We start from the raw sequence: 22,069 nt of genomic DNA, 5'->3' as shown, positions 1-22,069 counted from the left end.
AGTCCCTTGCTAATTTATAACTACAAAGATAGCGCAGATTTTTATTCTGTGCTCGCACAGATTGCTAAGTATTTAACTGGTATATAAATCTATTTTAGGACGAGACATTATGGTGTAATCATCGAAATGCCAATTCTTTCCCCTTCTTTGACAGAAGTTTCATAACCTTTTAAAGTATTACTTAATAAATCGTCATCAATGCTAATTTTATTTTTTTCGAATAACAGCACCACCGTGGATCCCCCAAATTTGAAATATCCTTTCTCGTCACCTTTTTTTACAAAATCTCCAGAATAGGTTTGTACCATACTCCCCACCATAGTAGCGCCTACTTCGGCCATGATAACTTCTCCAAACACAGGGTTTGTAACGGTCGTATATTCCCTTTTGTTCAGGCAGAATATTTCGGTCATTTTGCGCAAAGCAAGTGGGTTAACTGAATAATAATCACCTTCAATTTTGGTGTTGGATGATACACTTCCGCTAAGGGGAAAATGGTAACGGTGGTAATCGGCAGGGGCAAGCCGGATAATCACCAAGCTGCCATCACTGTATTTTTTGGCAAGTTTAGCATTATTTAAAAATGATAAAACATCAAATCGATAGCCTTTTACGATAAAATCGCTGTTGCTAATATCGGCATAAGCCAATATTTTTCCATCGGCAGGCGACACCGTACTAGTTGCGGTCGTATCGATTGGTCTGGCATTATTTTTTATTTTTCGGGTAAAGAAATTGTTGAATGAGTGGTACTCCTGTTTTTCAAAGACGTTCATGTCGATATCAAATTCTTCAATAAAGGGTTGTATTTTCTTAGTCGATGAAGGACGATCCATCATATTGCCATAAATAGACGAAACGAATTTTCTTTTGACCAAAGTCCATAATGTTGCTTCGCCCACAGGATTATTATAGAGCCAAACTAACCACTTTTCGGCAGCCACTTTTTCTGTTTTTAACTTCCCACTTTCCCTATCGTAATAGTGTATTGGAGCTTGTGGTGGCAACGGATAAAAAGCTAGTATAACAATGATGGCTAGCAATAATAAAATGATGCACCAGCTTTTTTTTGTTTTTGTAATTTTCATGTTTGCCTTTCCTTTTTATTTCTTGTCGTTATGCAGCAAAAATTTCACTGTCATTGTTTCGTTCTCGTTGTTCCGCGTGCGTAATGACGGGCAAGTTCTTTACGAGGGTCTAAATATAGATATATACTTTTTAAAAGTATATTTTTTGTGAATTACTGTTGAGGAAAAATCGAATTCGATTCGCAAAAATTCACACCCAAACTCCACCATGTTTGTCATTCCGCAGGAATCTCAAATGCTGTAAATCGTTCTCCATAGTGAAATTTTGAAATGTAATTTATGAGGTTGTCAATTGGTTTGGTCGCTTTAAAAGTTTGATAAGGCCTTTATATTGATTCAAGTAGCTCTTTTTTCTAACTTTAAATGAAAAACAACAGTTTGCAAAATGAAAACTTTAGTATATCTTTGTCAAATGAAAATTCTTGTAAAGAAAACAATTTTGTATTACGTCGAAAGATATCCAGTTGCTAAAATGCAATTGTTGATTTGGTATAATGAATTTACAAAATTAGATTTCAAGAATTTCAATGAACTTAAAAGAGTGTACGGAAATGCAAGTATTATAAGTAATGATAGAGTTGTTTTTAATATAAAGGGAAATGATTTTCGGTTAGTGGTTTCAATAAATTTTTCGCAAGCAGCTTGTTACGTGATTTGGTTTGGAACTCACAAAGAGTATGATAAAATTAATGTGGAAACTGTTGCTTTTGACACAGCAATTTTGAACTTCAAAAAAAAATAGCTATGAATTGGAAAGTATTAAAAACAGAAGAAGATTACAATAAAGCTTCAATGCGATTGATGGAGCTATTTCACGCAAAAGAAAACACTACAGAAGGTGATGAGCTCGATTTGCTTTTGGTTTTAGTTAAAGATTATGATGATAAACATTATGACTTACCAGAACTTGACGCTTTAGAAGTGATCAAATATAAAATGGAGGAAATGGGAATTAAGGCCAAAGATCTCGAAGCAATAATTGGCAGCAAAGGACATGTATCCGCAATTCTTTCTGGAAAGCGTGAAATCACTTTAAAAATGGCTCAGAAGTTAAAAAACTATTTCAGTATTCCTGCAGAAGTGTTTTTGCACTCGGCTTAAAATTGTTTTTCCTTTAAATATTGATTACAATTAGTTGAAAATTGCTCTTGAAACTTGCAAACAAACTCCGCCACGTTTGTCATACCGTAAGAATCTCAAATACTGTTAGTCTTTTTATCAAGTAAAAAATTGGACCGGTATTTTAAGAGTTGCCAATTGGAATGGGTACGAAGTCAGGAGACTTCGCCACAGCAGAGACTTCGTACAGCGGGGTTACTTTTGAAATTGCCGTTTTAATCTTCTAAATATTTCAGCTGAATTTATTTTGAAGCCTTTCACTTCAAATTGATCAATCGTAATTAGTCCGTCTAATGTTTTCTCTTCGTTACTGTTAGTTTTATTAATAAGAAGAGTTTGCTGAAAGTTGGTGAATTTAAGGCTTTCTATTGTAGCATCTTTAATCTGTATTATTGAATTTGCTAATAGTAATTGAGATTTCAAATGGTAAACATTTGACATTAGTTGCTGTACACTAATGTCAAAATTATTTTGATTTATAGTTTCATAATCAAGTACTTGGGGTATAGATAAATAAACATCCAATAAAGCTTTGATATTTAATAAAGCTTCGCTTGAATCTTTTGGACTTACAGTGAAAAATGTAGTTATTGCTTGGGAATCTAATTTCGACATTACTTCAATGCCTAAATCTTCTAAAAACTTTGAAAAGTAAATTAAATATTGCTCACACGCTTGTTTTGCTTGAGGCGGGAAAGAAAAAATACTTAATAATTCGTTATTTTCATTGGTGCCAATTCTTTGAAAAATTTCATTAATCTCCTCGTCAAGAATATTTAAAATTCGATAGTATTCTTCAAAAATTGAACTTGTAGAATTTATTTTGAAAGTTATGTTAAAGCCTTCCTCTATCAAATCTCGTGTAAAATCGGTTTGAATATTCTTGTTATTTAGACTTTGCTCTAAACGATTTCTTAGTGTTAACAAGCTAATTTGTTTATCCCATTCTAAAAAGTTTGGACGAAAGCTTAAATCACAATTTAAATCATTACTAAACCAAGCCGAACAGTTATCAGCTTCGATCCAATCAAAATTGTTAAATTTTTTTTTATCAAAATCTAAACTAAATGAATCATAATCCAACTTAAAAAAGTCACTTATCGTATTATCTGAAAATAATGTTAAACTTTCTAAATCAAAATATATATGATAGAAGCTGTCATCATTGCAATTTTTTTCAGCTTGACCAACATAAATGTCGTTGTAAAAAGCTTCGTAATAAGTATAATTTTCTTTCTTTTTTATAGCAATATTCATAGACTGAATTTTTTGTGTAATTGCATACAACTTATATACACCATCAAATATATACATCTTTTTCGTATTAAATTTTATTTAGTTCTCACAATAGTTATTATGATCGAAGACTTTCTAGCCCAGATAGCAGTGGAAATCCTTTTTTATCCGCTTTTTAGCGGGAAAAAAGATTGTAGCGAATAGCTGGAAATAGCTCCAAATAAAATACCAATCCGAGGCCTGGTTTTAAATTTCAATCAGAACGCCATTCTTTAATAAGTATTTTATAATTTTGCAGCCTGATTTCGGGAGAGAAACGCCGTTATCTCTTTTACTTCGTGCGCAATAAGCAAATTTAAATTTTTGGTTTTACCAAAAGCGATAATGCTCATTACAAATGATGCCTAACAACAATGATTAAGAAGGAAGATTATGAAAAAGAAAGTTGAAATTCTTGCACCTGCAAAAAACTTGGTTCAAGGAATTGCTGCTATAAATGCTGGTGCAGATGCTGTGTATATTGGCGCGCCATTGTTTGGAGCACGAACGAATGCAACGAATTCTGTGGAAGATATTGCCGAATTGGTGAAATATGCCCATTTGTTTAAGGCTCAGGTTTTTGTCGTTATCAATACCATTTTGTATGATAAAGAACTAGAAGCATGTAGAAAATTGATTCACGAATTATATGATATAAAAGTGGATGCGCTTATCGTGCAAGACATGGCAATTATGGAAATGGATTTGCCGCCGATAGTGATTCACGCCAGTACGCAAGCGAATAACCGCGATCCTAAGCATGTGAAATTCTTGAAAGATGCCGGAATGCAACGTGTGGTTTTGGCGAGAGAATTGAATTTAGACCAAATTAGAGATATTGCTGCAGAGACAGATGTTGAGCTGGAATTTTTCGTTTCGGGAGCATTGTGTGTTTCTTTTAGCGGGAATTGCTATATGAGTATTGCTGGTGGGGAGCGAAGTGCAAACCGCGGTTCTTGTGCACAAAACTGTCGTCTTCCTTACAATTTGACAGATGGTAACGGAACGACCTTGCTTACGGAGAGTCATTTACTTTCGATTAAAGATTTAGATTTGAGTGATCAAATACCTAATTTGATTGAAGCTGGAATTTGTTCGTTTAAAATTGAAGGTCGTTTGAAAGATATCGTTTATGTAAAAAATAACACCTCGTTTTTAAGAAAGAAATTAGATTCCTTCTTGGAAAATAATGATTCGTTCCAAAAAGCATCTTCGGGAAGAACGTTCTATAATTTTGTGCCAGAAATGGACAGAAGTTTTAATAGAGGGTACACGGATTATTTCGTGAACAAACGTAAAGAGAAAATAGGAAATTGGGACAGCCCAAAATCACAAGGACAGTTGATAGGTGCAATCACCGAAATAAAAGCCAATGGATATGTGATTGAAAATCATGAGCTATTGAACAATGGTGATGGTTTGTATTTTATCAATGAAGATGGTGTGGCTGATGGGGTACAAATTAATATTATTGTAAATGATATTGTGGTGCCAAATACGTTTAAAAACATTGCTGTAGGAACGGTTATTTATCGAAATTCAGATGCGGAATTCAACCGAATTGTAGAGAAAGAAAATAGTGCGGTTAGAAAAATAGGCGTTACGCTTCATTTTACTGAAACTGCAACTGGTTTTCAATTGCGTGCAGTTGACGAAGATGGACACGAGAGTGTTGCTACTTTGGAAACCGAAAAAGAGGCTGCCAAAAGCGAAGAATCGGTAATTCCGAATATCAAAAGAAACCTTTCTAAAACAGGAAATACTCCGTTTATAGTGGATGACATTGAAGTGGAGTTTGCTAGCAATTGGTTTTTACCAATTTCGAAAGTAAATGAAGTAAGAAGAGCGGTGTTAGAGCAGTTGATTGACATTAGAATCAATGAATACCATAGAGAGGAGTTCCAAATCACAAAAACGGATCATCCTTATCCAACGGAAAAATTAGATTTTACCTTTAATGTTTCGAATAAGTTGGCGAGAGCCTTTTATAAAAGACATGGTGTAACTGAGATTGAAAAAGCATTTGAATTGCAGTGGGATCCCGGAAAAGCACGTGTGATGACCACTAAATATTGTGTGAAATACGAACTAGGGAAATGTGCGCGTTTTCAAAGAGCGACAATGGGAGAAAAAGTAGTGGAGCCGTTGACTTTAAAACATGGAGAAAACGAATACAAATTGAAATTCAACTGTAAACCGTGTGAAATGGAAATTTGGGAAAAAGATGCCGAGTTAGAGTTTATAGACGAAGACGAGCAACTGGATTATGTAAAGAAAAGATAAGTTTAAAAGCACTAAATATAAAGAAAGCTACAGCAGAAATGGTGTAGTTTTTTTGGTTTTTAGTGGCCACTAATTCACTAATTAAAAACTCTTTTTATACTGCAAATTCGACAAATTTATTGCGATTAATTATTATGAAGTATTTGAATTTTAGCTATACGACTCGCCCTTCTATCTTTTAGAAATAATTTTGCGAATATTCCTTTGTTATCGTAATTATATTTCTAGAATGGTGATCTCCGCGTCGTTTAAATCTTTTGTGATGTACAATTGACAAGAAAGACGTGTAGATTCGTTTGTATAGCCTAGTTTCTGTAAGGTGACAGGTTCGTTTCGTTCTTTAATTAAGGAATTGCCTGTGACTCCCTTTACAGTGACAAGACAGGTTGCACATCGGCCCACGCCACCACATTCGCCAAAAGAATCCAATTGGAGTTCATCCTTTAACAAAAACATCAAATTGGGATAGTTGCTATGATGTGTGCTAATGTGATGTTCGCTGTCGTTTTCTATGACCGTGAATCGTATGGGAGTTTGCTTATCATTCAAAATAAAAGGACTTTAAACAAAAAACGTTCCGAGTGATCGGAACGTGATCATTATTATTTTTCATAAATCGGATCAATTGCATTTACATTAATTCTGGTTCCGGATTCAGGTTTTCTTGTAATTTTTTGCTGTACCTATTAATTTTTAATTGCAGTAATAATACCATTGCAATAAAGGAGACAAAAATTATAATCAATAAGATCTTAATTTCTGGAACAATAGACGAAACGTCTCCTCCATAAAAAGCTATTTTCCTGAAAGCACTTAAAAATTGCGTTAATGGAATGAATTGAGCGACATTAGATATAGCATTTGGAAATGCTAAGGTTGGCCACGAAAAACCACTAAGTATAAAAGCCGGAGTAGAAATCACCATTAAGAGTTCGGTAGCTTTTAATTGACTCGGAATGGCAATTGAAAACAACATGCCTATAAACATGGACGCTAATGTTAAGAGCGTGACTAAAATTAGCATGGGAAAGTTAAAGACATCGGCTTCAATTTGAAAATAAGGAATAAATAGACTTACAATTGTCCACATTATTGGTATCATTAAAAAAAATGGTGTCGATTTTAAGGCAATATGATACAAGGAAAGCTTGCTTTCTTTTATTAGAGTGCCAAAATAATCATCTTCATAATCCCTTGAAAAAACCAAGGCCATGGCTAAAAATATGATTTGCTGCATGATGGCTGCGAGGATACCGGGTAGCATGAAGGTTACGTAGTTTCCTGAAGAATTGTAAAGCTTGTTAAAATTAATTTTGAAACTTTCATAAGCTGCAGTAGCTTGAGTAGGGTGTAGGCCTGTTTTCTTTAGTCCTTCAATTTCAATTCCGGCATTCAGCGTCATTAAAACGGACTGAATGGCTTTACTCGCTGTGTTGGCATTTACGATGTTTGCCATGTTTAAATCAACGCGTATTTCAGGATGTCTTTTTTGAAAAATATCGGCTTCGAAATGCGTTGGAAGTGTAATAACAGCAGCATATTGCTTTATTGGCATTTCTGCAAGAATATTTCCTGGAGTAAAGCGTACATCGCTTACTAATAAGACTTCATTATCTGAAAAAGCATCAATTATCTTATCTGAAGCAGGGCTGTTGTCTTGATCTACAATCACAATAGGTAAGTTTACGACTTTCCCTTGTTGATAGACGTAGCCAAATAAAATCCCATAGAATATAGGTGCGCCAATAAAAATGGCGAGCAAAACGTTATTCGAAAAAATACGTGAAAACTCTACTTTGACTAATCTAAAAAAATCTTTCATAGCTTTATTGCTTAAGGAGAATAGTTGCATTTAGAAAATAGGATTGGTCCGCTTGATTTGAAGTAGGAACTATCTTTAATTCATAAATGGATTCGTTTAAATCATACAATGGCGCTGTGCTTGTAATGTCGGCATAATTAGCTAGTTGTTTTATAGCGGTAATTTCACCTAACGTTTCTTTTTTCGTATACGGATTAACTAATGTTATCTTTTTGCCCACTTTAAAATCATATATTTTTGATTCTGGCACGGTAAATCTAAAGTACAAGCTGCTCTTTTCATACCCATTGAACAATGTAAAACCAGGAGTTAATAATTCGCCCACTTGAAGGCTTATCGTCTCAATGGTCATGTTAGTCGGAGCTATTAAATATTTTTCACTTTCAGCAGAAAGCACTTCTTCTTTAGCACCAACAGCCCGATCTAATTGCCCTTTAGCTTGATCAATTTGCTCAATTCTTGCACTTTGGCTCACCTCTTTTCGTTTGGCATTTAATGAAGCTACTTGTGCTTTTGCCATTTCGAGTTTCATTCTAACTTCATCTAATTGCTGTAAACTGACAAGCGAATCTTTGTACATGGCTTGGAGTCTATTATACGATTCTTTGGCAAAGTTTAGTTGAGCTTTTCCAGCATCAATTTGACCGTCAATTTGATTTATTTGATCTGCAGTAGCTCCTTTATTGGCCATATTTAACTGCCCTTTTGCTGAGGTTATTGCACCTTCAGCTTGCATCATTTTTGCATTTACCTCAGGGATATCTATATAGGCCAGCGTGTCTCCTTTTTTGACTGTTTGGCCTTCTTCAACATAAATTTTACTAATGCGTCCTGCGAGTTTACTACTCACAGATAGCGTTTCAAATTTTACTTTCCCTCTGTATTCTGTAATTTTTTCATTACTGCAAGAACTAACAACCGTCATTACAATGCTTAAACTAACTATTTTTATTGTTGATTTCATTTTTAAACTTTTATCAGGTTATTAATAATTAAGTGCTCCTTTAGCATAAAGAAGATTTGTAACAGCTCTGCGTTGATTGTAATAGGATTCTTGTAATTTAAAATTTGCTTTTTCCAAATCATTTAAAGCATCTAGCACCTCTTTTATCGATGTTAGATTATTTCGGTATTGTTTATCAATCATTTGATACGTGTCGTTTGCCAATTCAATTTCTTTCTGGATCATTTCCGTGTTTTGTAATGACGATTCATAGGTCAACTCCGCCTTGATGACGCTTAAGGCAATCATTTCATTAGCATCTTCTATTTGCTCGCCATATTTCTGGCTTTCAATAATCGATTTTTTACTTTTCAATTTTGATTGATTACCATCAAATACATTCCATTTTATTCCAGCAGCAACATACCATTTTGGATCTAATAAGGATAAATCATCTTCTAAAAATTCATAATGACCTTTTATAGCAAGTTTGGGTATGAAGTTGCTTTTTTCCATTTTAGATTTATAAAGAGTTGCTTTTTCGCCTTCCTCAAGCGCTTTAATTTCGTTTCTCTTTTCAGATTTTGTCATGGAATCGTTAGTAAAAGGTTGTAATTGAGGATTAAGTAAAGTTAAATTCTCCTTACTTTCATTAGTCAGTTGGTGCAGTACTTCGATTAATAACTTTTTATTCTGATTGTATTCTAACATTTTTCCGGCCAATTGTTGCTGTGCTAGTTCAATTTTTTTACGTCCAATGGGTGTGGCTAAACCATTTTCTATTGCTTTTCGGACATAGTGCTCTTGTTGCTTTAAGTAGTTTTCAGATGTTTGTAGGACGCGTTTAGAGGCGTAAACTAACGACAGTTTATCATACGTTTCTATTATGTTTATTGCTATTTTATCCTTTTCGGCCATAGCCAAATAATTTATAGAGGCCTCTTTGTGCTTGCTTGCTTTGAGTGCGTTACTTGCTTCAAATCCACTAAATAGAATCCAATCTACATCCATAGACGATTTCAAGATGTCCTTGTTTTGCAAGTTAGGAGCAGACTTTAACGGAATGCCTTGCGGAAAAGCACTGTTAAAAGGAATCCCTGCTGCCTCTTTAATAAGAAGTTTTTGTGTGGCCAACAAAAGATTTTGGGTGTCATTGTCAAAAGTGATGTCGTCATTTAACCGAGTGTAACTTCCGTTAAAGGTTACTTTAGGAAGAAACACTGACTTTGCCATTTTTTGATCAATAGTAGCCTGCTCTTTATCAAAATTTTTGATGTTTATACTGTGACTTTTGTCGAGTCCTTTGTTTATAAGGTTTTTAAGAACTGGATCTAATTGCTGTGCTATAGATAGTGATGGAACGAACCATGCAAAAGCTATCAATAGAATACTTAGTCTTGATGTGTTTATTTGCATTGTAAATGGTATTGATTTATTAATACAATACAAATGTACAGAGAATAGTAAAGTTTCCTTTTGACCTATATCAAAAAGTAAAAATCAAGTTTATTTAAGTTAATCATTTTTTCTTGTGCGACTAAGTGTTTCTTGTGTCATCCCAAGATATGAAGCGATATAGCCTAAGGGCACCCGATGTGAAATGTCTGGAAATTCAGTGAGCATATAATCATATCGCTCTTTTGCCGTTTGAAATTGGACCGCATTTAGTTTATGGATGATCTTGCTAAACATTTCTATGGACAACAACCTGATGAATTTTTCCATTTTGTGGTATTTAGCTAACAGTAAGTCCATTTTTACTTTAGTAATACTATACAATATTGAATCTTCTAAAATTTCCACGTAGTAAAAGCTAGGGCTTTCTTGAAAAAAGCTATCTACGCTAGACATGAAATTACCATCTCCAAAAAACCATTGCGTTACTTCCTTTCCCTCTTTTTTAAGGTAATAACTTCTTCCAATGCCTTGTTCTACAAAATATAATTTATTGCAAACCTGACCTTCTTTTAGTAACAGCTGATTTTTTTGAACGTATTCTTTTTCAAAATGAGAGAGTATATCATTTAGTTCATCAGGAGAAAAAGGCACGAACTTTAATATGGCATCAGTAATCATAAATGTTATTTTTTGAATGCATTAAAACGGTTTGCTGTTTTGATAGGGTGAGTACATCATAACCGCTTGTTTTTCGGTTGAACGGAAACTTGATATGAAATGGAGATTCCACTGAAGCTTTGTTTATAGAGACTGCGGTTATGAGCCTTTTATTTAGGTTTCCAATTTGTATCAAACTTTTTAAATTCCTTAAAAATTAATCCAAAATCTAAGGTAATAATATTGCCTCTATTTTTAGATGTCATATTGTCTAAAATTAGTATGAACGAAATAAGAAGTTCGACTTCTGTATCATGGTCGAGAATTAGTTCATAATTATCACCTGCAAAAATGGTAACGGCGTTTTTTTGGCAAGCTCCTATCTGTAAACCATTTTTATAAATCGATATTTTTCTTTTTCGGTGACAATAAACTTCATAAATATCATTCTCCAAGACGCATTTAAAATAAGTCCGCCAGTGCGTCAAAGTTTGAAACTTAATACGGTTTCCATTCGGCAATTCAATTTTATAATCTGGAGTAAAAAAATAAAATGATTTAAAAATAGTACTACGCTCAATTAAATCTTTTTTGAGATATAAATGGATAATTTTTCTCGAAAACAAATCGGTTTCAGCGTAGTACTTTTCGTTTTGTTCTACGAAAATCTCATATTGACTACCAATTGAAATTTTGTGCTGGCGAATGTTAATTTTCACGATTTCGAGGTTAAATGAATCCTAACTACTATATATTTTCAAATATATACATCTTTTTCGTACTAAATGTTATTTAGGAATTAGATTAGTCATCGACAAAAGCGAGCTATAGCTAACTATCGCAGTAATTTTGTAGAATAGCTGTTATGACCGAGGTCGTTTCTAGCCCGGATAGCAGTGGAAATCCTTTTTTATCCGCTTTTTAGCGGGAAAAAAGATTGAAACGAATAGCTGGAGATTGCTACAAATAAAAAAACCACGCCGAGACGTGGTTTTAAGTTGTAACTTTTTGAGTGGATTAACAGTACTCGTTGAAAGCATCTTTCAAGTTCTCAGCAATCAATTCAGCTGGACGACCTTCAATGTGGTGACGCTCTAACATATGTACTAATTCTCCGTTTTTGAACAAAGCCATAGCTGGCGATGATGGAGGAAAAGGGAACATGTGTTGTCTTGCAGCATCAACCGCATCTTTATCAACTCCTGCAAAAACAGTAATTAAATGATCTGGTTTTTTTGCTCCTTCTAAACTCATTTTAGCTCCCGGACGCGCATTTCTAGCAGCACAACCGCAAACAGAGTTTACTACAACTAGCGTAGTACCTTCTAATTTCATTGCGTTTTCAACTGCTTCTGCACTATGTAAATCTTGAAAACCTGCCGCTGTTAATTCAGCTTGCATTGGGTTTACCATTTCTTGTGGATACATATCGTTATATTTTAAATATTAATTTTGAATGAGCAAAGTTACGAAGTTTAAAAAGAACTCCTTTGTTTGCATTATAAAGTTTTGTTATAGTTTAATAGTCGTTTTTTAGGTCGTTTTACTAGTATAAATATAACGAATGCTTCGCACTAAGGCTTTGATAAAAAGTGTTTTGGGACATTTTAATATTACTTGAAGATCTTCGAGATAGGAGGTTTCTTCGTCTAAGAATTTAAAAATTAAAGTTGGATTCCCTTTTTTGAACATAGACGAAAAAATACTTGCTCCTAGTTCATTGTGTCGGTTTAAAATATCTAACAACAGCAAGTCGTAAAACCAAAACTTGGTCTTCGTATGAAATTGTCGCAAATCCTTTCCTTCTTGCAGAAAGGCAACTAACTGCGTTGATTTCTTGTCGGAATTTTTGAAGGTATAGCCCGTACTTGCTTTTGTCCATCCTCCGGCAGTCCCGATATTCAGCACGCGATTGGTCGTTTTTTTCCAAAAAGGATAACAGGTCATGGGAATACTGCCTTGTTCCTTTTCTATTATTTCGAAATTGTGAATGCCGAGTTTGCGAATGTATTTTTCGATTTCCTGTTCGTACTCTTCTTTTGCCAAAAGATCGTGCGAAAACAAAGTGTATTCTAATAAAGCTTCGGTGGTTGAGGTAGGCAGGACATACATAAAGCGGGTATTGCCTTTTTGCTCCACCGAAAAATCCATGAAAGTAGCTTGGTCTGGATTGAAGACAGCTTCTTTACTTTTTATAAACCAACCTATAAAATGCTGCTGCAATACGGGGTATTTGGTTTGATTTTCAACTTCGGCTTTGTTGTAAATACTGTTAAAAACGGTATCACAGGTATAGCTGTCTGTTTCTGTGGCTATAAAAACATGGTTTTCTAATTCATTTATATCAGTCACTTTTTGATTGACATAGCTGATGTTTTTTTCGTTCAAAATAAACTCAAAAACTTGATTGTAGAAATCCAATCCCTGAACCATGTTGTATTTATAAGGATCCAAATCTAAATCGCGTTTAAAATTAGCATTCGCAAATAGTGCCGAATCCCATTTTTTAGAAATCGATGGTTCCCATTTCCCTTTTTGGATGTTCCAGAAACACCAAGTACGGTCATTTGTCTTTTTTGAGTTCTCATCTAATAACAAAATGGTTTTATCCTTAAATGCTCCAGACTGTGCCAATTTATAGACTGTCATTAAAGCGGCTAAACCGCTGCCCGTAAAGATGTAATTGAAATGTTTCATATTAGTGTGAAGAATTCTTCTCAAAAATAGGGAATTCTTTTATTTTTTCAAGGATAGAAAGGAGGTCTTTCGGTTTTAAATAAGATTGCTTTTGGAAAAGAATCGAATAGTCAACGTCTAGAATACTAATGGTAGGATAAGCTACCTGACCGTTTATTGTTGCTAAAGCGGTAGCTAATTCGTGGATTCCGGTGTTTTGCCCCGTTGGTTTAAATTTGAAAGTGTGCTTGTTGAATATGATGTCATTTTTACTTTCGGCATCGAATAAAACGAAGTAGAAATTCGTGTTTAACTCGTTGATTAACTCTATATTTTTAAAAGTGGTGTTCTCCATCATCTTGCAGTATTTACACCAATTGGTATGAACAAAAACAACAATGGGTTTTGGGTTTTCTAAGGATAGTTGCTCCACTTCTTCAAAAGAATACGCTTTCAACTGGGCGAAACCTGATGGAATCGCCAGCATAAATAAGAAGAATATTAGGAGTGATTTTTTCATTACCAGTTTTTTATTTTAATATATAAGTCATATAAGTTGTTGCATATAAAAAGAGTAAAATATAAGTTTTACTTTCCATATAGCTAAAAGCTATGTTTTTCTATTTATAATGAAATGCCTTTCTCCACAATAAACGAATCTATGTTTCTATGTGTTTAAAAACTAAGTCCAATACAATTAAACTTACATGACTTATATGTTTAAAAATTACTTCAACGTATAACGCAACCCAAAAAAGCTGCGGATTCCTTGATTGGGACCATAAACATAACCTGGATCAAAGGTTAAACCATAAGGATTGTCTGCTGTTACCTGAGCATTTCCATTATTGTCATATTGTACATTCTTATCAAAAGGGTCATTTGCTCTCGCAATGATAAACGGATTTCCTTTATTAGGTGTCCAATTCAGTAAATTTTTCACTCCGGCATAGATTTCTATATTTTTGAATTTATTGAAGGTAAATTGGATGTTTTGAACGCTCCAAGTAGGGGAATATTCCTTTCTAGGATCCAATGCACTAAGCAGCGGTAGTCGCATCGGGCCATACAGATTTCCGGTGTAGTCAATATCTAAAAACATTTTATTCAAGCGGTAGGATATGGCCCAAGTTCCGGTAAATCTTTCGGTTAGCAACTGTCTTGTTTTGATGTTGTTTTTTGTTGTAGTCACATCCATATAGGTAACTCCCAGAATCATTTTTAGTCCGCTGTTAAAAACCAAATCGACATTAGTACTGATTCCTTTTGTCACAGCATAACCGTCTAGATTTTTATAAATAATTTGGTTTGGATTGCTATCATAATCTGGAATAATGGAATTTGAAAAATGGGTGTACCAAGCCGTAGTTTCCAGTCCGATGAAGTTGCCGTTACTCGTGTAGATCTTCTTCAAATAGTTTAAATTAGCATTGTAGGAACGTTCCGGTTTTAATTCTTCCAAGACAATTACATCGCGAGAACCGGTTAGCGCCGCATGTTCCTCGGTGAAAAGATTCACAATTCTAAAACCAGTTCCCGTATTAAATCGAAAAACGTTATTGTCGTTAATCTTCCATTTGTAGGCTAGTCTCGGAGTAAAGATAGCGCCGTGATTGCTGTTGTAGTCATAACGTGCTCCCAAAAGAACTTTGTGTTTTTCGGCTAAACTGATTTCGTCTTGTACAAATAGACTTGGAATCCAATTAATGTCTTCTTCGACTGTGGCAGTGGTGTTGTCATCATAGTATTGGTAACGTAAGGCAGTTCCAAAAAGCAAATCGTGACCGCTTAATTTTTTATCCCAAGTTAATTGTCCAAAACCAATGCGTTGTTTAGCTAGGTACGGAATAGTACCATAAACGGAGTTTTGGTCGTGATCCGTATAAGAAAACGAAAACAACATTTTTTCCGCAATAGGAAGTTCGTAAGCACCGAGTAATTCCCAGCGCTTGGTATAAATGCTTTCTCCGTATACTTCGCTACCGCCACGGTATTTTTTCTCCCATTGCAATTCGCCTCCCCAACGGTCTTCATAAAAATAACGTCCCGCGAGAGAAAATAATTTGTTGCTTTTTCTGTTGAAGTTCCATTTTTGGAAAACCGAAATCCGATCTTGTAAGGTTAAGTCGGTGAAGTTGTCTTTGTTATTGTCAATTGGGTTGCTGTAATTGAAATAATTAATTCCGGTTAAAACTGATGCCGCTTTACCAACATTCGCTTTAAAACCGATATCTACATTCACTTCGCCCCAATCAGTAGCAAAGGCATCTGCTGAAAAAACAGGGGCGTTTTTTGGGTTTTTAGTAATGATATTAATTAATCCTCCTACAGCTTCGCTTCCGTATAAAGAGGAAGCGGGGCCTTTGACAATTTCGATACGCTCTAACAAAGAGTTGGGGATTCCAGACAAACCATAAACTGTCGAAAGTCCGCTAACAATGGGCATTCCGTCAATTAAAACTAAAGTATAAGGCCCTTCAAGGCCATTGATATGGATGTCTCCTGTGTTGCAAACATTACAATTCAATTGCGGCCGCACCCCATTTACATTTTGTAATGCTTCAAAGATATTTGCCGTTGGGTTTTTCCGAAAAAATACGGGTTTATACACTTCAACGGGAACAGGACTTTCTAAACGGCTGACCGGTTTTAATGTTCCAGTGATGACAACCTCGTCAAGTGTGTTGTTTTCTTTTAGATTAAAATTTAAAATAACTTCGGTAGAATCTGCAATTGTGATGAATTGACTTTGGGATTTAAAACCAGTATAAGAAGCGACGACTTCATAGTTCCCTGATGGGATAGTACTAAATTGATACGAACCGTCATTTTTACTGCTGGTTGAATTCGTAGTGTTTTTCAACGCAATATTCGCCAGCTGCAAAGGCATACCTTCAGATGTTACGGTTCCTTTTATCGTGGTTTGAGCAAAGGAATTAGCACTGATTAGAACACAAAGTAATAAAATTAGATTTTTCACAATTATATTTTAGACGTGGTTTAATTAAATATTTAGACAAATCTAAAAATTATATTTGATATAACAAAAAAACATAATTATATTTGTCTCAAACAGTTGTGTTATGGGTAAGTCATTAGAGGAAGTAAACGAATCGGTTTCTACCCTAAATAAGAAGTCGGGTTTTAGGAAAATATTAGCTTTTTTTGGTCCTGCATACTTGATTAGTGTAGGCTATATGGACCCAGGAAACTGGGCGACTGATATTGCAGGAGGAAGCCAGTTTGGGTATTCCTTACTTTGGGTTTTATTGATGAGTAATATCATGGCCTTGTTGCTACAAAGTTTAAGTGCCCGATTAGGAATTGTTACCCAGCGTGATTTAGCGCAGGCTTCGCGGGAAACTTATTCGAAATTTATCAATTATATTCTTTATTTTTTGGCCGAAATAGCCATTGCCGCCTGTGATCTAGCCGAAGTGTTAGGAATGGCGATTGGTATAAATCTATTGTTTGGTATTCCGCTTATCGAAGGGGTGATGATTACAGTATTGGATACGTTTTTATTATTATTTCTTATCAATAAAGGTATCCGAAAAATGGAAGCTTTTATCATAGCATTGGTTATGATAATCGGGGTTTCTTTTATTTTTGAAATGATTTTTGCACAACCAAAAATGGGAGAGGTAATCTATGGTTTAATTCCCTCGATGCCTAATGAAACTGCACTATACATTGCAATTGGTATCATTGGTGCAACCGTTATGCCACACAATTTATACCTGCATTCCTCTTTGGTGCAAACCAGAAAATTTGACAGAACTACTGCCGGAATTAAGCAGGCTTTAAAATATAATTTTATCGATTCGACGATTGCTTTGAATTTGGCTTTTTTCGTAAATGCTGCTATTTTAATTTTGGCGGCAGCCACATTCTATAAAGTCGGAATGTATAACGTGGCCGAAATCCAAGATGCACACAAGTTTTTAGCACCACTTTTAGGAACTAAATGGGCACCTATTTTATTTGCGGTAGCCTTGATTGCTGCAGGACAAAGTTCGACGATAACTGGAACTTTAGCCGGACAAATTATCATGGAAGGATACCTAAATTTAAGGATCCAGCCTTGGGTACGTAGAATTATCACTCGATTGATTGCGATTATTCCAGCAGTTGTAGTAATTAGTATTTTTGGAGAAGGGGTGACTGGAAAATTATTGATTTTGAGTCAGGTAATTTTGAGTTTGCAATTGGGTTTTGCTATTATTCCATTGATTCACTTTGTAAGTGATAAATCTAAAATGAGAGGGTTTCATATTGGTAGAACAACACAAATAGCCTCATGGATTGTCGCTTCGGTTATTGTTGCACTAAATGGGAAATTAGTTTTGGATGAAATAAATGGCTGGTTAGAAGCTTCAGAAAACCCTATTATTTTATGGCTTACCGTTGTTCCATTGGCATTTAGCTTCTTGATATTGTTGCTATATATTGTATTTAAACCGTTTGTAACCAAATCAAAAATCGCAATTCAAAACCATTCGCCACACAATCTAAAATTGAAATTTTCTAAATTAGAAAGTTATGCTAAAAAAGATATTGTGGTTTCTGTGGATTTTTCGTCTGCCGATGAAATTGCATTAAATAGCGCTTTTCAATTAGGAGGGACAGAAGCTAATTATACGTTAATTCACGTGGTAGAAACTGTTGGAGCCTTGGTTTACGGCGAAAATATTGAAGATCATGAAACCTTAGTTGATGAGAAATTACTGGAAGAATACAGAGAAATTCTCACCGAAAAAGGGTTTAAAGTTGCGATTCAACTCGGATTTGGTAAGCCAGATAAAGTGATACCGGAAATTGTGAACAAAGGGAATTTTGACGTTTTGGTCATGGGGACTCATGGTCATACGGGAATTAAAGATCTAATTTTTGGAACTACCGTAGACAAATTAAGACACAAGATTTCGATTCCATTGTTTATCGTTAAAAATTAAAATAATAAGGAGCTTAATCCCGCTCTCCGCTCTATCTTTATCTTTTTTAAAGAAAAAAAAGACAAAGGATGCCGCTGCTATCGGGGCTAAAAAAAATATAAAAATGACCTTTTCAGAAGAAAATTATCTTAAAGCCATATTCCATCTCACGGTGGTTTCTAACTCCGAAGTGAGCACTAATGCCATTGCCGAAATGATGGAAACCAAAGCATCTTCGGTAACGGACATGCTCAAGAAATTAGCCGATAAAGACTTAGTAAATTATAAAAAATACAGAGGCGTTTCTCTAACAGATCAGGGCAAGTTAGCCGCCAAAATGATTGTTAGAAAGCACCGACTTTGGGAAGTTTTCTTAGTAGAAAAATTAGATTTCTCTTGGGATGAGGTACATGATATCGCCGAACAATTGGAACACATAAAATCAGAGAAATTGATTAATAAACTGGACGATTTTTTAGGAAACCCTACTGAAGATCCTCATGGTGATCCAATTCCGAATGCCGAGGGGCAAATTTTAAAAATTGAAAAGCAATTACTTTCGGAACTGACTGAAAATCAAAAGGGAATATGTGTGGGAGTGAAAGATACTTCATCAGAGTTTTTGAAATATTTAGACAAACAAGGGATTGCTTTGGGTTCTAAAATTGAGGTGGTAAGTAAAGAAAGTTTTGATTTATCTGTAAAAATAAAAGTGGATGACAAGAGTTTGTTTATTTCGAATAAAATAGCCAGTAATCTTTTTGTACAGACAACCTAAACAAAAAGGTACTATATTTGAATTAATTAAATAAGACCAAATGAAAAATTTCCTTATTGTAATGTTGCTTGTTTTTAGTGTTTCGTTATTTGCTCAGACGGATCAAAATATCCGTTCGCTAAAAATTACTCAAAAGAAATGCCTTAAAAACAAAGGAACTAAACTGATTCTAAAAGAGGTACTTTCAGACTCCCGTTGTCCTGAAGGTGTACAATGTATTTGGGCTGGAGAAGCTAAAGTTATTGTGTCCGTATATGAGGGTAAAAAATTCGTAAAGGATGAAGAATTAGTCATTTCTGGAAAAAATGAGCAAATAAATAAAGATTGGTTTATGAGTTACTTGCCTTCCAGTCAAAAAAATATAAAGAGCATCAATATTGTCCCTTACCCAAAAGAGGGTGTTAAGATTAATCCAAAAGAGTACTATATAAAAATAGGGTACATTAAATAAGTAAATAGCCGCTCTTTAGCGGCTATTTACTTATAGCTAACTTATTGAAGTGAAAGTGCATTGTTAATTATCATTTAACCAATTCAGTATGATGGGATATTTTACTTATTGTCACTTTTGAAGCCAATTAGTTTTCGGTATTTTTCAACGCTTTCCTCTAGCGCGTTCTCTAGTTCTTTATAGTGGGTGACGTCTTTTATATTCGCCACAGCGGCTATAACATAATTGTTTTCGTCTATTATTGGTCGGCCACTGATGATGACCCTTTTTTTGTTTTTTGTTTCTTGGTTTTCAATAATTACTTCTACATCAGCAGTTGACTCTCCTCTTAATGCTTTTTCTAACGGGAGGTTTTGTATAGGAAAAACTGTTTTAGCGTCAGGATAAAATAGGTCGTACTTAGTTGCCCAATCTAGAGTGGTTGAGGCCCCTTCTTCTTGGCTGACCCCGATAATCTCCTCTGCCATATGATTCGATAACACAATTCTTTTTTGAGTGTCAGTGACGATAATGCCTTCACCAATATTTTCTAGAATTAATTTTAACTTAAGTTCATTGAGACGCACTAGTCGATCTGCTTCTATTTTTTCGTTTTCTAGCTTTTTACTTAACGAAATATCTGTAATAAAAGCAATGAAGATATATTTACCTAAGACAGTGGCAGGAGATACTGTTAACTCAATATCAAACTCAAGGTTTTTATTGTTTAACGCAGTAATTTCCATAGTTTTATTAATAATAGTGGCCTCGCCAGTTTTTAGAAAATTTTGCAAACCATTAGCGAGATTTTCTTTGTGTTTTTCTGGCATAATCAATGCAACCATTGATTTTCCCAAAACCTCGATTGATGACCATCCAAATATTTGTTCGGCCTTTGGGTTCCATCTAATGATTTCTCCTTCTTCATTTATTACTATTAAAGCATCTGGAGCTTCATTAAATATGGTTTGCAATTGACTTTCGCTTTCTTTTATTTTTTGTTCAGCCTCTTTCCTCTCTGTAATATCTCGCATAATTGATTTGTACCCAGTTATTTTATTGCCTTCCCTTAGTTGCATGGAAGTTTGTTCAATCCATTTTTGTTCCCCAGATTTTGTAATAATAGGAAATGAAAATAGTGTTGCGTCAATTTTGTTTTTAAATTGATTAAAATAGAATTCAGTCACACGGTCTTTCCACTCTGGAGAAACAAAATCTATAAGATGTTTTCCTATTATTTCATTTTGAGAGTATCCAGTGAGTTTTTTACAGGCGGGATTGATGTAAGTGAAAAACCCTTTGTAGTTAGAAGTGTGGACAACATCGCTGACATCTTCCACTATTTCACGGTATTTTTCTTCGCTTGAACGTAGTGTTTCAATTGCTTCGGCTAATTGTGCGGTACGTTCCGCTACTTTATGTTCCAGTTCTTCATTTAGTTTTCGTATTTCATTTTCTGAAACTTTTCGTTCCGTAATATCATGAATAACAAGTACTCCGCCAGTTATCTCACCGGACGAATGCTGTAACGGTCTGGCAGTTGCAACCACAAATATTCCTTCAGGATTTTTATAATTTTGGATAAATATTTCTACATTATCCACTTCCTCACCATTCAGGGCTTTTACTAACGGAAGTTCATTAATATCAAAAACCACTTTTGTATCGGGTAGAAAGAAGCCGTAGGTTGCAGCCCATCGATCTTGTGGAATATCCATTGGCCCCATTCCAATTATTCTTTCACTGGCAGTATTCCAAATAATAAATTTACTGTTTTCATCAACCACAATTAAGCCGTCACCCATGTTTTGTATAACAGATTGTAAAAGTGTATTTTGCTTGTACAATTGTTCCTTTGAAACAGCGACTTCGTTATCTCTTTTTTCAATGGTTGACAGCATATCGTTAAGCCCTGTAGAAAGGATGCTAATTTCATCTTGGCCTTCTACAATCATTCGTATTTTATAATCGGCAGTATCCTTTATCGTTTGTATGGTTTTCACCAAGTTTAGAAGTGGTTTCGAAATGTATTTTTTGATTATCATAGCGATCAAAAAAGCGAGTCCGATTCCTACGACTAATAGTACAATCCCCAGATGCAAAATATCCATTTTTATTTTATTCAATTCTGAAAGTTCAAATCGAATAGCGACTAACCCAATGGTTTTATTGTCTTTTTTTATTTTGTTATAGACGAATAGATTTTCATTTGTATAGTTGAAATTTTTCTGGTTTTCTGTTGCGGTAGGGAACTGATAACCAGCAGCCGAACCTGCTTTCGTATAGGAGGCAAAAATGGCTCCTTTTTCATCAAATATGGTTGCGTTTAAAAGGTCTTTTTGCACTGTTAATTCAGAGAGGATTTTATTGGCAGCAGCATTATCTTGAAATTCTATGGCAGATATACTATTGAAACCTAAGACCTTTGCAATAGCGGTTGAACTAATTGCTTTTCGATCTTTAAAACCTTTAATGTCGATTAGTACAAAAGCAGTAATACAAAGACCTAGTACAAATGCAGAGGTAAATACCTGCATAAGCACGAGCTTATTTTTAATGGAAATATTACGTAAATTCATCATTTAACTGTTGTTTATCAATACTTAATAAAATAACTGCTACGTTCAAGTGTGTCTTCTTTTTTTCTATTCATTCTTTATTGCACT

General features: G+C 34.7%; 19 protein-coding genes. 6 read left to right on the top strand and 13 right to left on the bottom strand.

Annotated elements, in window-relative coordinates; genetic code table 11:
* Positions 1 to 107 precede the first annotated feature (107 nt).
* Positions 108 to 1,088, bottom strand: coding sequence for a phosphatidylserine decarboxylase (locus tag AC4PRO_RS06215; RefSeq protein WP_492116718.1), 981 nt, complete (start codon positions 1,086 to 1,088; stop codon positions 108 to 110).
* Between the two features lie 412 nt (positions 1,089 to 1,500).
* Between AC4PRO_RS06215 and AC4PRO_RS06210 the strand changes: the two genes are divergently transcribed.
* The gene (locus AC4PRO_RS06210; protein WP_492116717.1) at positions 1,501 to 1,830 is read left to right on the top strand and encodes a type II toxin-antitoxin system HigB family toxin; all 330 of its coding nucleotides are present in this window, start codon (positions 1,501 to 1,503) and stop codon (positions 1,828 to 1,830) included.
* Positions 1,831 to 1,832: 2 nt separating this feature from the next.
* Entirely contained in the window at positions 1,833 to 2,189 is a 357-nt protein-coding gene (locus tag AC4PRO_RS06205; protein WP_492116716.1) for a helix-turn-helix domain-containing protein, read from the top strand.
* A gap of 213 nt (positions 2,190 to 2,402) precedes the next feature.
* On the opposite strand, the gene AC4PRO_RS06200 is transcribed toward AC4PRO_RS06205, so the two are convergent.
* Positions 2,403 to 3,464: a hypothetical protein gene (locus tag AC4PRO_RS06200; protein ID WP_492116715.1), complete on the bottom strand. Its 1,062-nt coding sequence runs from the start codon at positions 3,462 to 3,464 to the stop codon at positions 2,403 to 2,405.
* Between the two features lie 411 nt (positions 3,465 to 3,875).
* Between AC4PRO_RS06200 and AC4PRO_RS06195 the strand changes: the two genes are divergently transcribed.
* Entirely contained in the window at positions 3,876 to 5,765 is a 1,890-nt protein-coding gene (locus tag AC4PRO_RS06195) for a peptidase U32 family protein (RefSeq protein ID WP_492116714.1), read from the top strand.
* Positions 5,766 to 5,981: 216 nt separating this feature from the next.
* Here the strand turns inward: AC4PRO_RS06195 and AC4PRO_RS06190 are convergent, their stop codons facing one another.
* The 10 genes from AC4PRO_RS06190 to AC4PRO_RS06145 form a co-directional block, all read right to left on the bottom strand.
* A complete protein-coding gene (locus AC4PRO_RS06190) occupies positions 5,982 to 6,314 on the bottom strand; it encodes a 2Fe-2S iron-sulfur cluster-binding family protein (protein ID WP_492116713.1) in 333 nt (110 codons plus the stop codon).
* Between the two features lie 82 nt (positions 6,315 to 6,396).
* Positions 6,397 to 7,587, bottom strand: coding sequence for an ABC transporter permease (locus AC4PRO_RS06185; RefSeq protein ID WP_492116712.1), 1,191 nt, complete (start codon positions 7,585 to 7,587; stop codon positions 6,397 to 6,399).
* A gap of 4 nt (positions 7,588 to 7,591) precedes the next feature.
* Positions 7,592 to 8,551 (bottom strand): HlyD family secretion protein, encoded by a 960-nt coding sequence (locus AC4PRO_RS06180; RefSeq protein WP_492116711.1) that lies wholly within the window; start codon positions 8,549 to 8,551, stop codon positions 7,592 to 7,594.
* Between the two features lie 21 nt (positions 8,552 to 8,572).
* Positions 8,573 to 9,946: a TolC family protein gene (locus tag AC4PRO_RS06175; RefSeq protein WP_492116710.1), complete on the bottom strand. Its 1,374-nt coding sequence runs from the start codon at positions 9,944 to 9,946 to the stop codon at positions 8,573 to 8,575.
* A 99-nt stretch (positions 9,947 to 10,045) separates the two neighbouring features.
* Positions 10,046 to 10,606, bottom strand: a complete 561-nt coding sequence (locus AC4PRO_RS06170; protein WP_492116709.1) for a Crp/Fnr family transcriptional regulator — start codon at positions 10,604 to 10,606, stop codon at positions 10,046 to 10,048.
* Positions 10,607 to 10,755: 149 nt separating this feature from the next.
* Positions 10,756 to 11,304, bottom strand: coding sequence for an LURP-one-related/scramblase family protein (locus AC4PRO_RS06165; protein WP_492116708.1), 549 nt, complete (start codon positions 11,302 to 11,304; stop codon positions 10,756 to 10,758).
* Positions 11,305 to 11,602: 298 nt separating this feature from the next.
* A complete protein-coding gene (locus tag AC4PRO_RS06160; RefSeq protein WP_492116707.1) occupies positions 11,603 to 12,013 on the bottom strand; it encodes a BrxA/BrxB family bacilliredoxin in 411 nt (136 codons plus the stop codon).
* A gap of 105 nt (positions 12,014 to 12,118) precedes the next feature.
* Complete coding sequence (locus tag AC4PRO_RS06155) at positions 12,119 to 13,282, bottom strand: lycopene cyclase family protein (RefSeq protein ID WP_492116706.1); 1,164 nt, start codon at positions 13,280 to 13,282, stop codon at positions 12,119 to 12,121.
* Between the two features lies 1 nt (position 13,283).
* Positions 13,284 to 13,781 (bottom strand): thioredoxin family protein, encoded by a 498-nt coding sequence (locus AC4PRO_RS06150; protein ID WP_492116705.1) that lies wholly within the window; start codon positions 13,779 to 13,781, stop codon positions 13,284 to 13,286.
* 207 nt (positions 13,782 to 13,988) lie between these two features.
* Positions 13,989 to 16,241: a TonB-dependent receptor gene (locus tag AC4PRO_RS06145; RefSeq protein ID WP_492116704.1), complete on the bottom strand. Its 2,253-nt coding sequence runs from the start codon at positions 16,239 to 16,241 to the stop codon at positions 13,989 to 13,991.
* Between the two features lie 103 nt (positions 16,242 to 16,344).
* Here AC4PRO_RS06145 and AC4PRO_RS06140 point away from each other — a divergent pair, with 103 nt between their 5' ends.
* The 3 genes from AC4PRO_RS06140 to AC4PRO_RS06130 all read left to right on the top strand — a co-directional run bounded on the left by AC4PRO_RS06140 (position 16,345) and on the right by AC4PRO_RS06130 (position 19,424).
* Positions 16,345 to 18,216: an Nramp family divalent metal transporter gene (locus tag AC4PRO_RS06140; protein WP_492116703.1), complete on the top strand. Its 1,872-nt coding sequence runs from the start codon at positions 16,345 to 16,347 to the stop codon at positions 18,214 to 18,216.
* Positions 18,217 to 18,319: 103 nt separating this feature from the next.
* On the top strand, positions 18,320 to 18,973 hold the full coding sequence (locus AC4PRO_RS06135; RefSeq protein WP_492116702.1) for a metal-dependent transcriptional regulator: 654 nt from the start codon (positions 18,320 to 18,322) through the stop codon (positions 18,971 to 18,973).
* A gap of 40 nt (positions 18,974 to 19,013) precedes the next feature.
* Positions 19,014 to 19,424, top strand: coding sequence for a hypothetical protein (locus AC4PRO_RS06130; RefSeq protein WP_492116701.1), 411 nt, complete (start codon positions 19,014 to 19,016; stop codon positions 19,422 to 19,424).
* Positions 19,425 to 19,525: 101 nt separating this feature from the next.
* On the opposite strand, the gene AC4PRO_RS06125 is transcribed toward AC4PRO_RS06130, so the two are convergent.
* Positions 19,526 to 21,940 carry a PAS domain S-box protein gene (locus AC4PRO_RS06125; protein WP_492116700.1) on the bottom strand — a complete coding sequence of 805 codons (2,415 nt, stop codon included), beginning with the start codon at positions 21,938 to 21,940 and terminating at the stop codon, positions 19,526 to 19,528.
* Positions 21,941 to 22,069: the final 129 nt, after the last annotated feature.

This window comes from Flavobacterium sp. DW-iso2 (assembly GCF_058725285.1).
The sequence above is the reverse complement of the archived record's forward strand: the minus strand, read 5'-3'. Positions and strand labels throughout refer to the sequence as shown.

What these genes read in the sequence shown, in the direction of transcription:
- AC4PRO_RS06200 (WP_492116715.1), bottom strand. Translation starts at nt 3,464, where the DNA reads ATGAATATTGCTATAAAAAAGAAAGAAAATTATACTTATTACGAAGCT.
- AC4PRO_RS06140 (WP_492116703.1), top strand. Translation starts at nt 16,345, where the DNA reads ATGGGTAAGTCATTAGAGGAAGTAAACGAATCGGTTTCTACCCTAAAT.
- AC4PRO_RS06185 (WP_492116712.1), bottom strand. Translation starts at nt 7,587, where the DNA reads ATGAAAGATTTTTTTAGATTAGTCAAAGTAGAGTTTTCACGTATTTTT.
- AC4PRO_RS06135 (WP_492116702.1), top strand. Translation starts at nt 18,320, where the DNA reads ATGACCTTTTCAGAAGAAAATTATCTTAAAGCCATATTCCATCTCACG.
- AC4PRO_RS06160 (WP_492116707.1), bottom strand. Translation starts at nt 12,013, where the DNA reads ATGTATCCACAAGAAATGGTAAACCCAATGCAAGCTGAATTAACAGCG.
- AC4PRO_RS06210 (WP_492116717.1), top strand. Translation starts at nt 1,501, where the DNA reads ATGAAAATTCTTGTAAAGAAAACAATTTTGTATTACGTCGAAAGATAT.
- AC4PRO_RS06195 (WP_492116714.1), top strand. Translation starts at nt 3,876, where the DNA reads ATGAAAAAGAAAGTTGAAATTCTTGCACCTGCAAAAAACTTGGTTCAA.
- AC4PRO_RS06150 (WP_492116705.1), bottom strand. Translation starts at nt 13,781, where the DNA reads ATGAAAAAATCACTCCTAATATTCTTCTTATTTATGCTGGCGATTCCA.
- AC4PRO_RS06180 (WP_492116711.1), bottom strand. Translation starts at nt 8,551, where the DNA reads ATGAAATCAACAATAAAAATAGTTAGTTTAAGCATTGTAATGACGGTT.
- AC4PRO_RS06205 (WP_492116716.1), top strand. Translation starts at nt 1,833, where the DNA reads ATGAATTGGAAAGTATTAAAAACAGAAGAAGATTACAATAAAGCTTCA.
- AC4PRO_RS06215 (WP_492116718.1), bottom strand. Translation starts at nt 1,088, where the DNA reads ATGAAAATTACAAAAACAAAAAAAAGCTGGTGCATCATTTTATTATTG.
- AC4PRO_RS06175 (WP_492116710.1), bottom strand. Translation starts at nt 9,946, where the DNA reads ATGCAAATAAACACATCAAGACTAAGTATTCTATTGATAGCTTTTGCA.
- AC4PRO_RS06170 (WP_492116709.1), bottom strand. Translation starts at nt 10,606, where the DNA reads ATGATTACTGATGCCATATTAAAGTTCGTGCCTTTTTCTCCTGATGAA.
- AC4PRO_RS06125 (WP_492116700.1), bottom strand. Translation starts at nt 21,940, where the DNA reads ATGCAGGTATTTACCTCTGCATTTGTACTAGGTCTTTGTATTACTGCT.
- AC4PRO_RS06155 (WP_492116706.1), bottom strand. Translation starts at nt 13,282, where the DNA reads ATGAAACATTTCAATTACATCTTTACGGGCAGCGGTTTAGCCGCTTTA.
- AC4PRO_RS06130 (WP_492116701.1), top strand. Translation starts at nt 19,014, where the DNA reads ATGAAAAATTTCCTTATTGTAATGTTGCTTGTTTTTAGTGTTTCGTTA.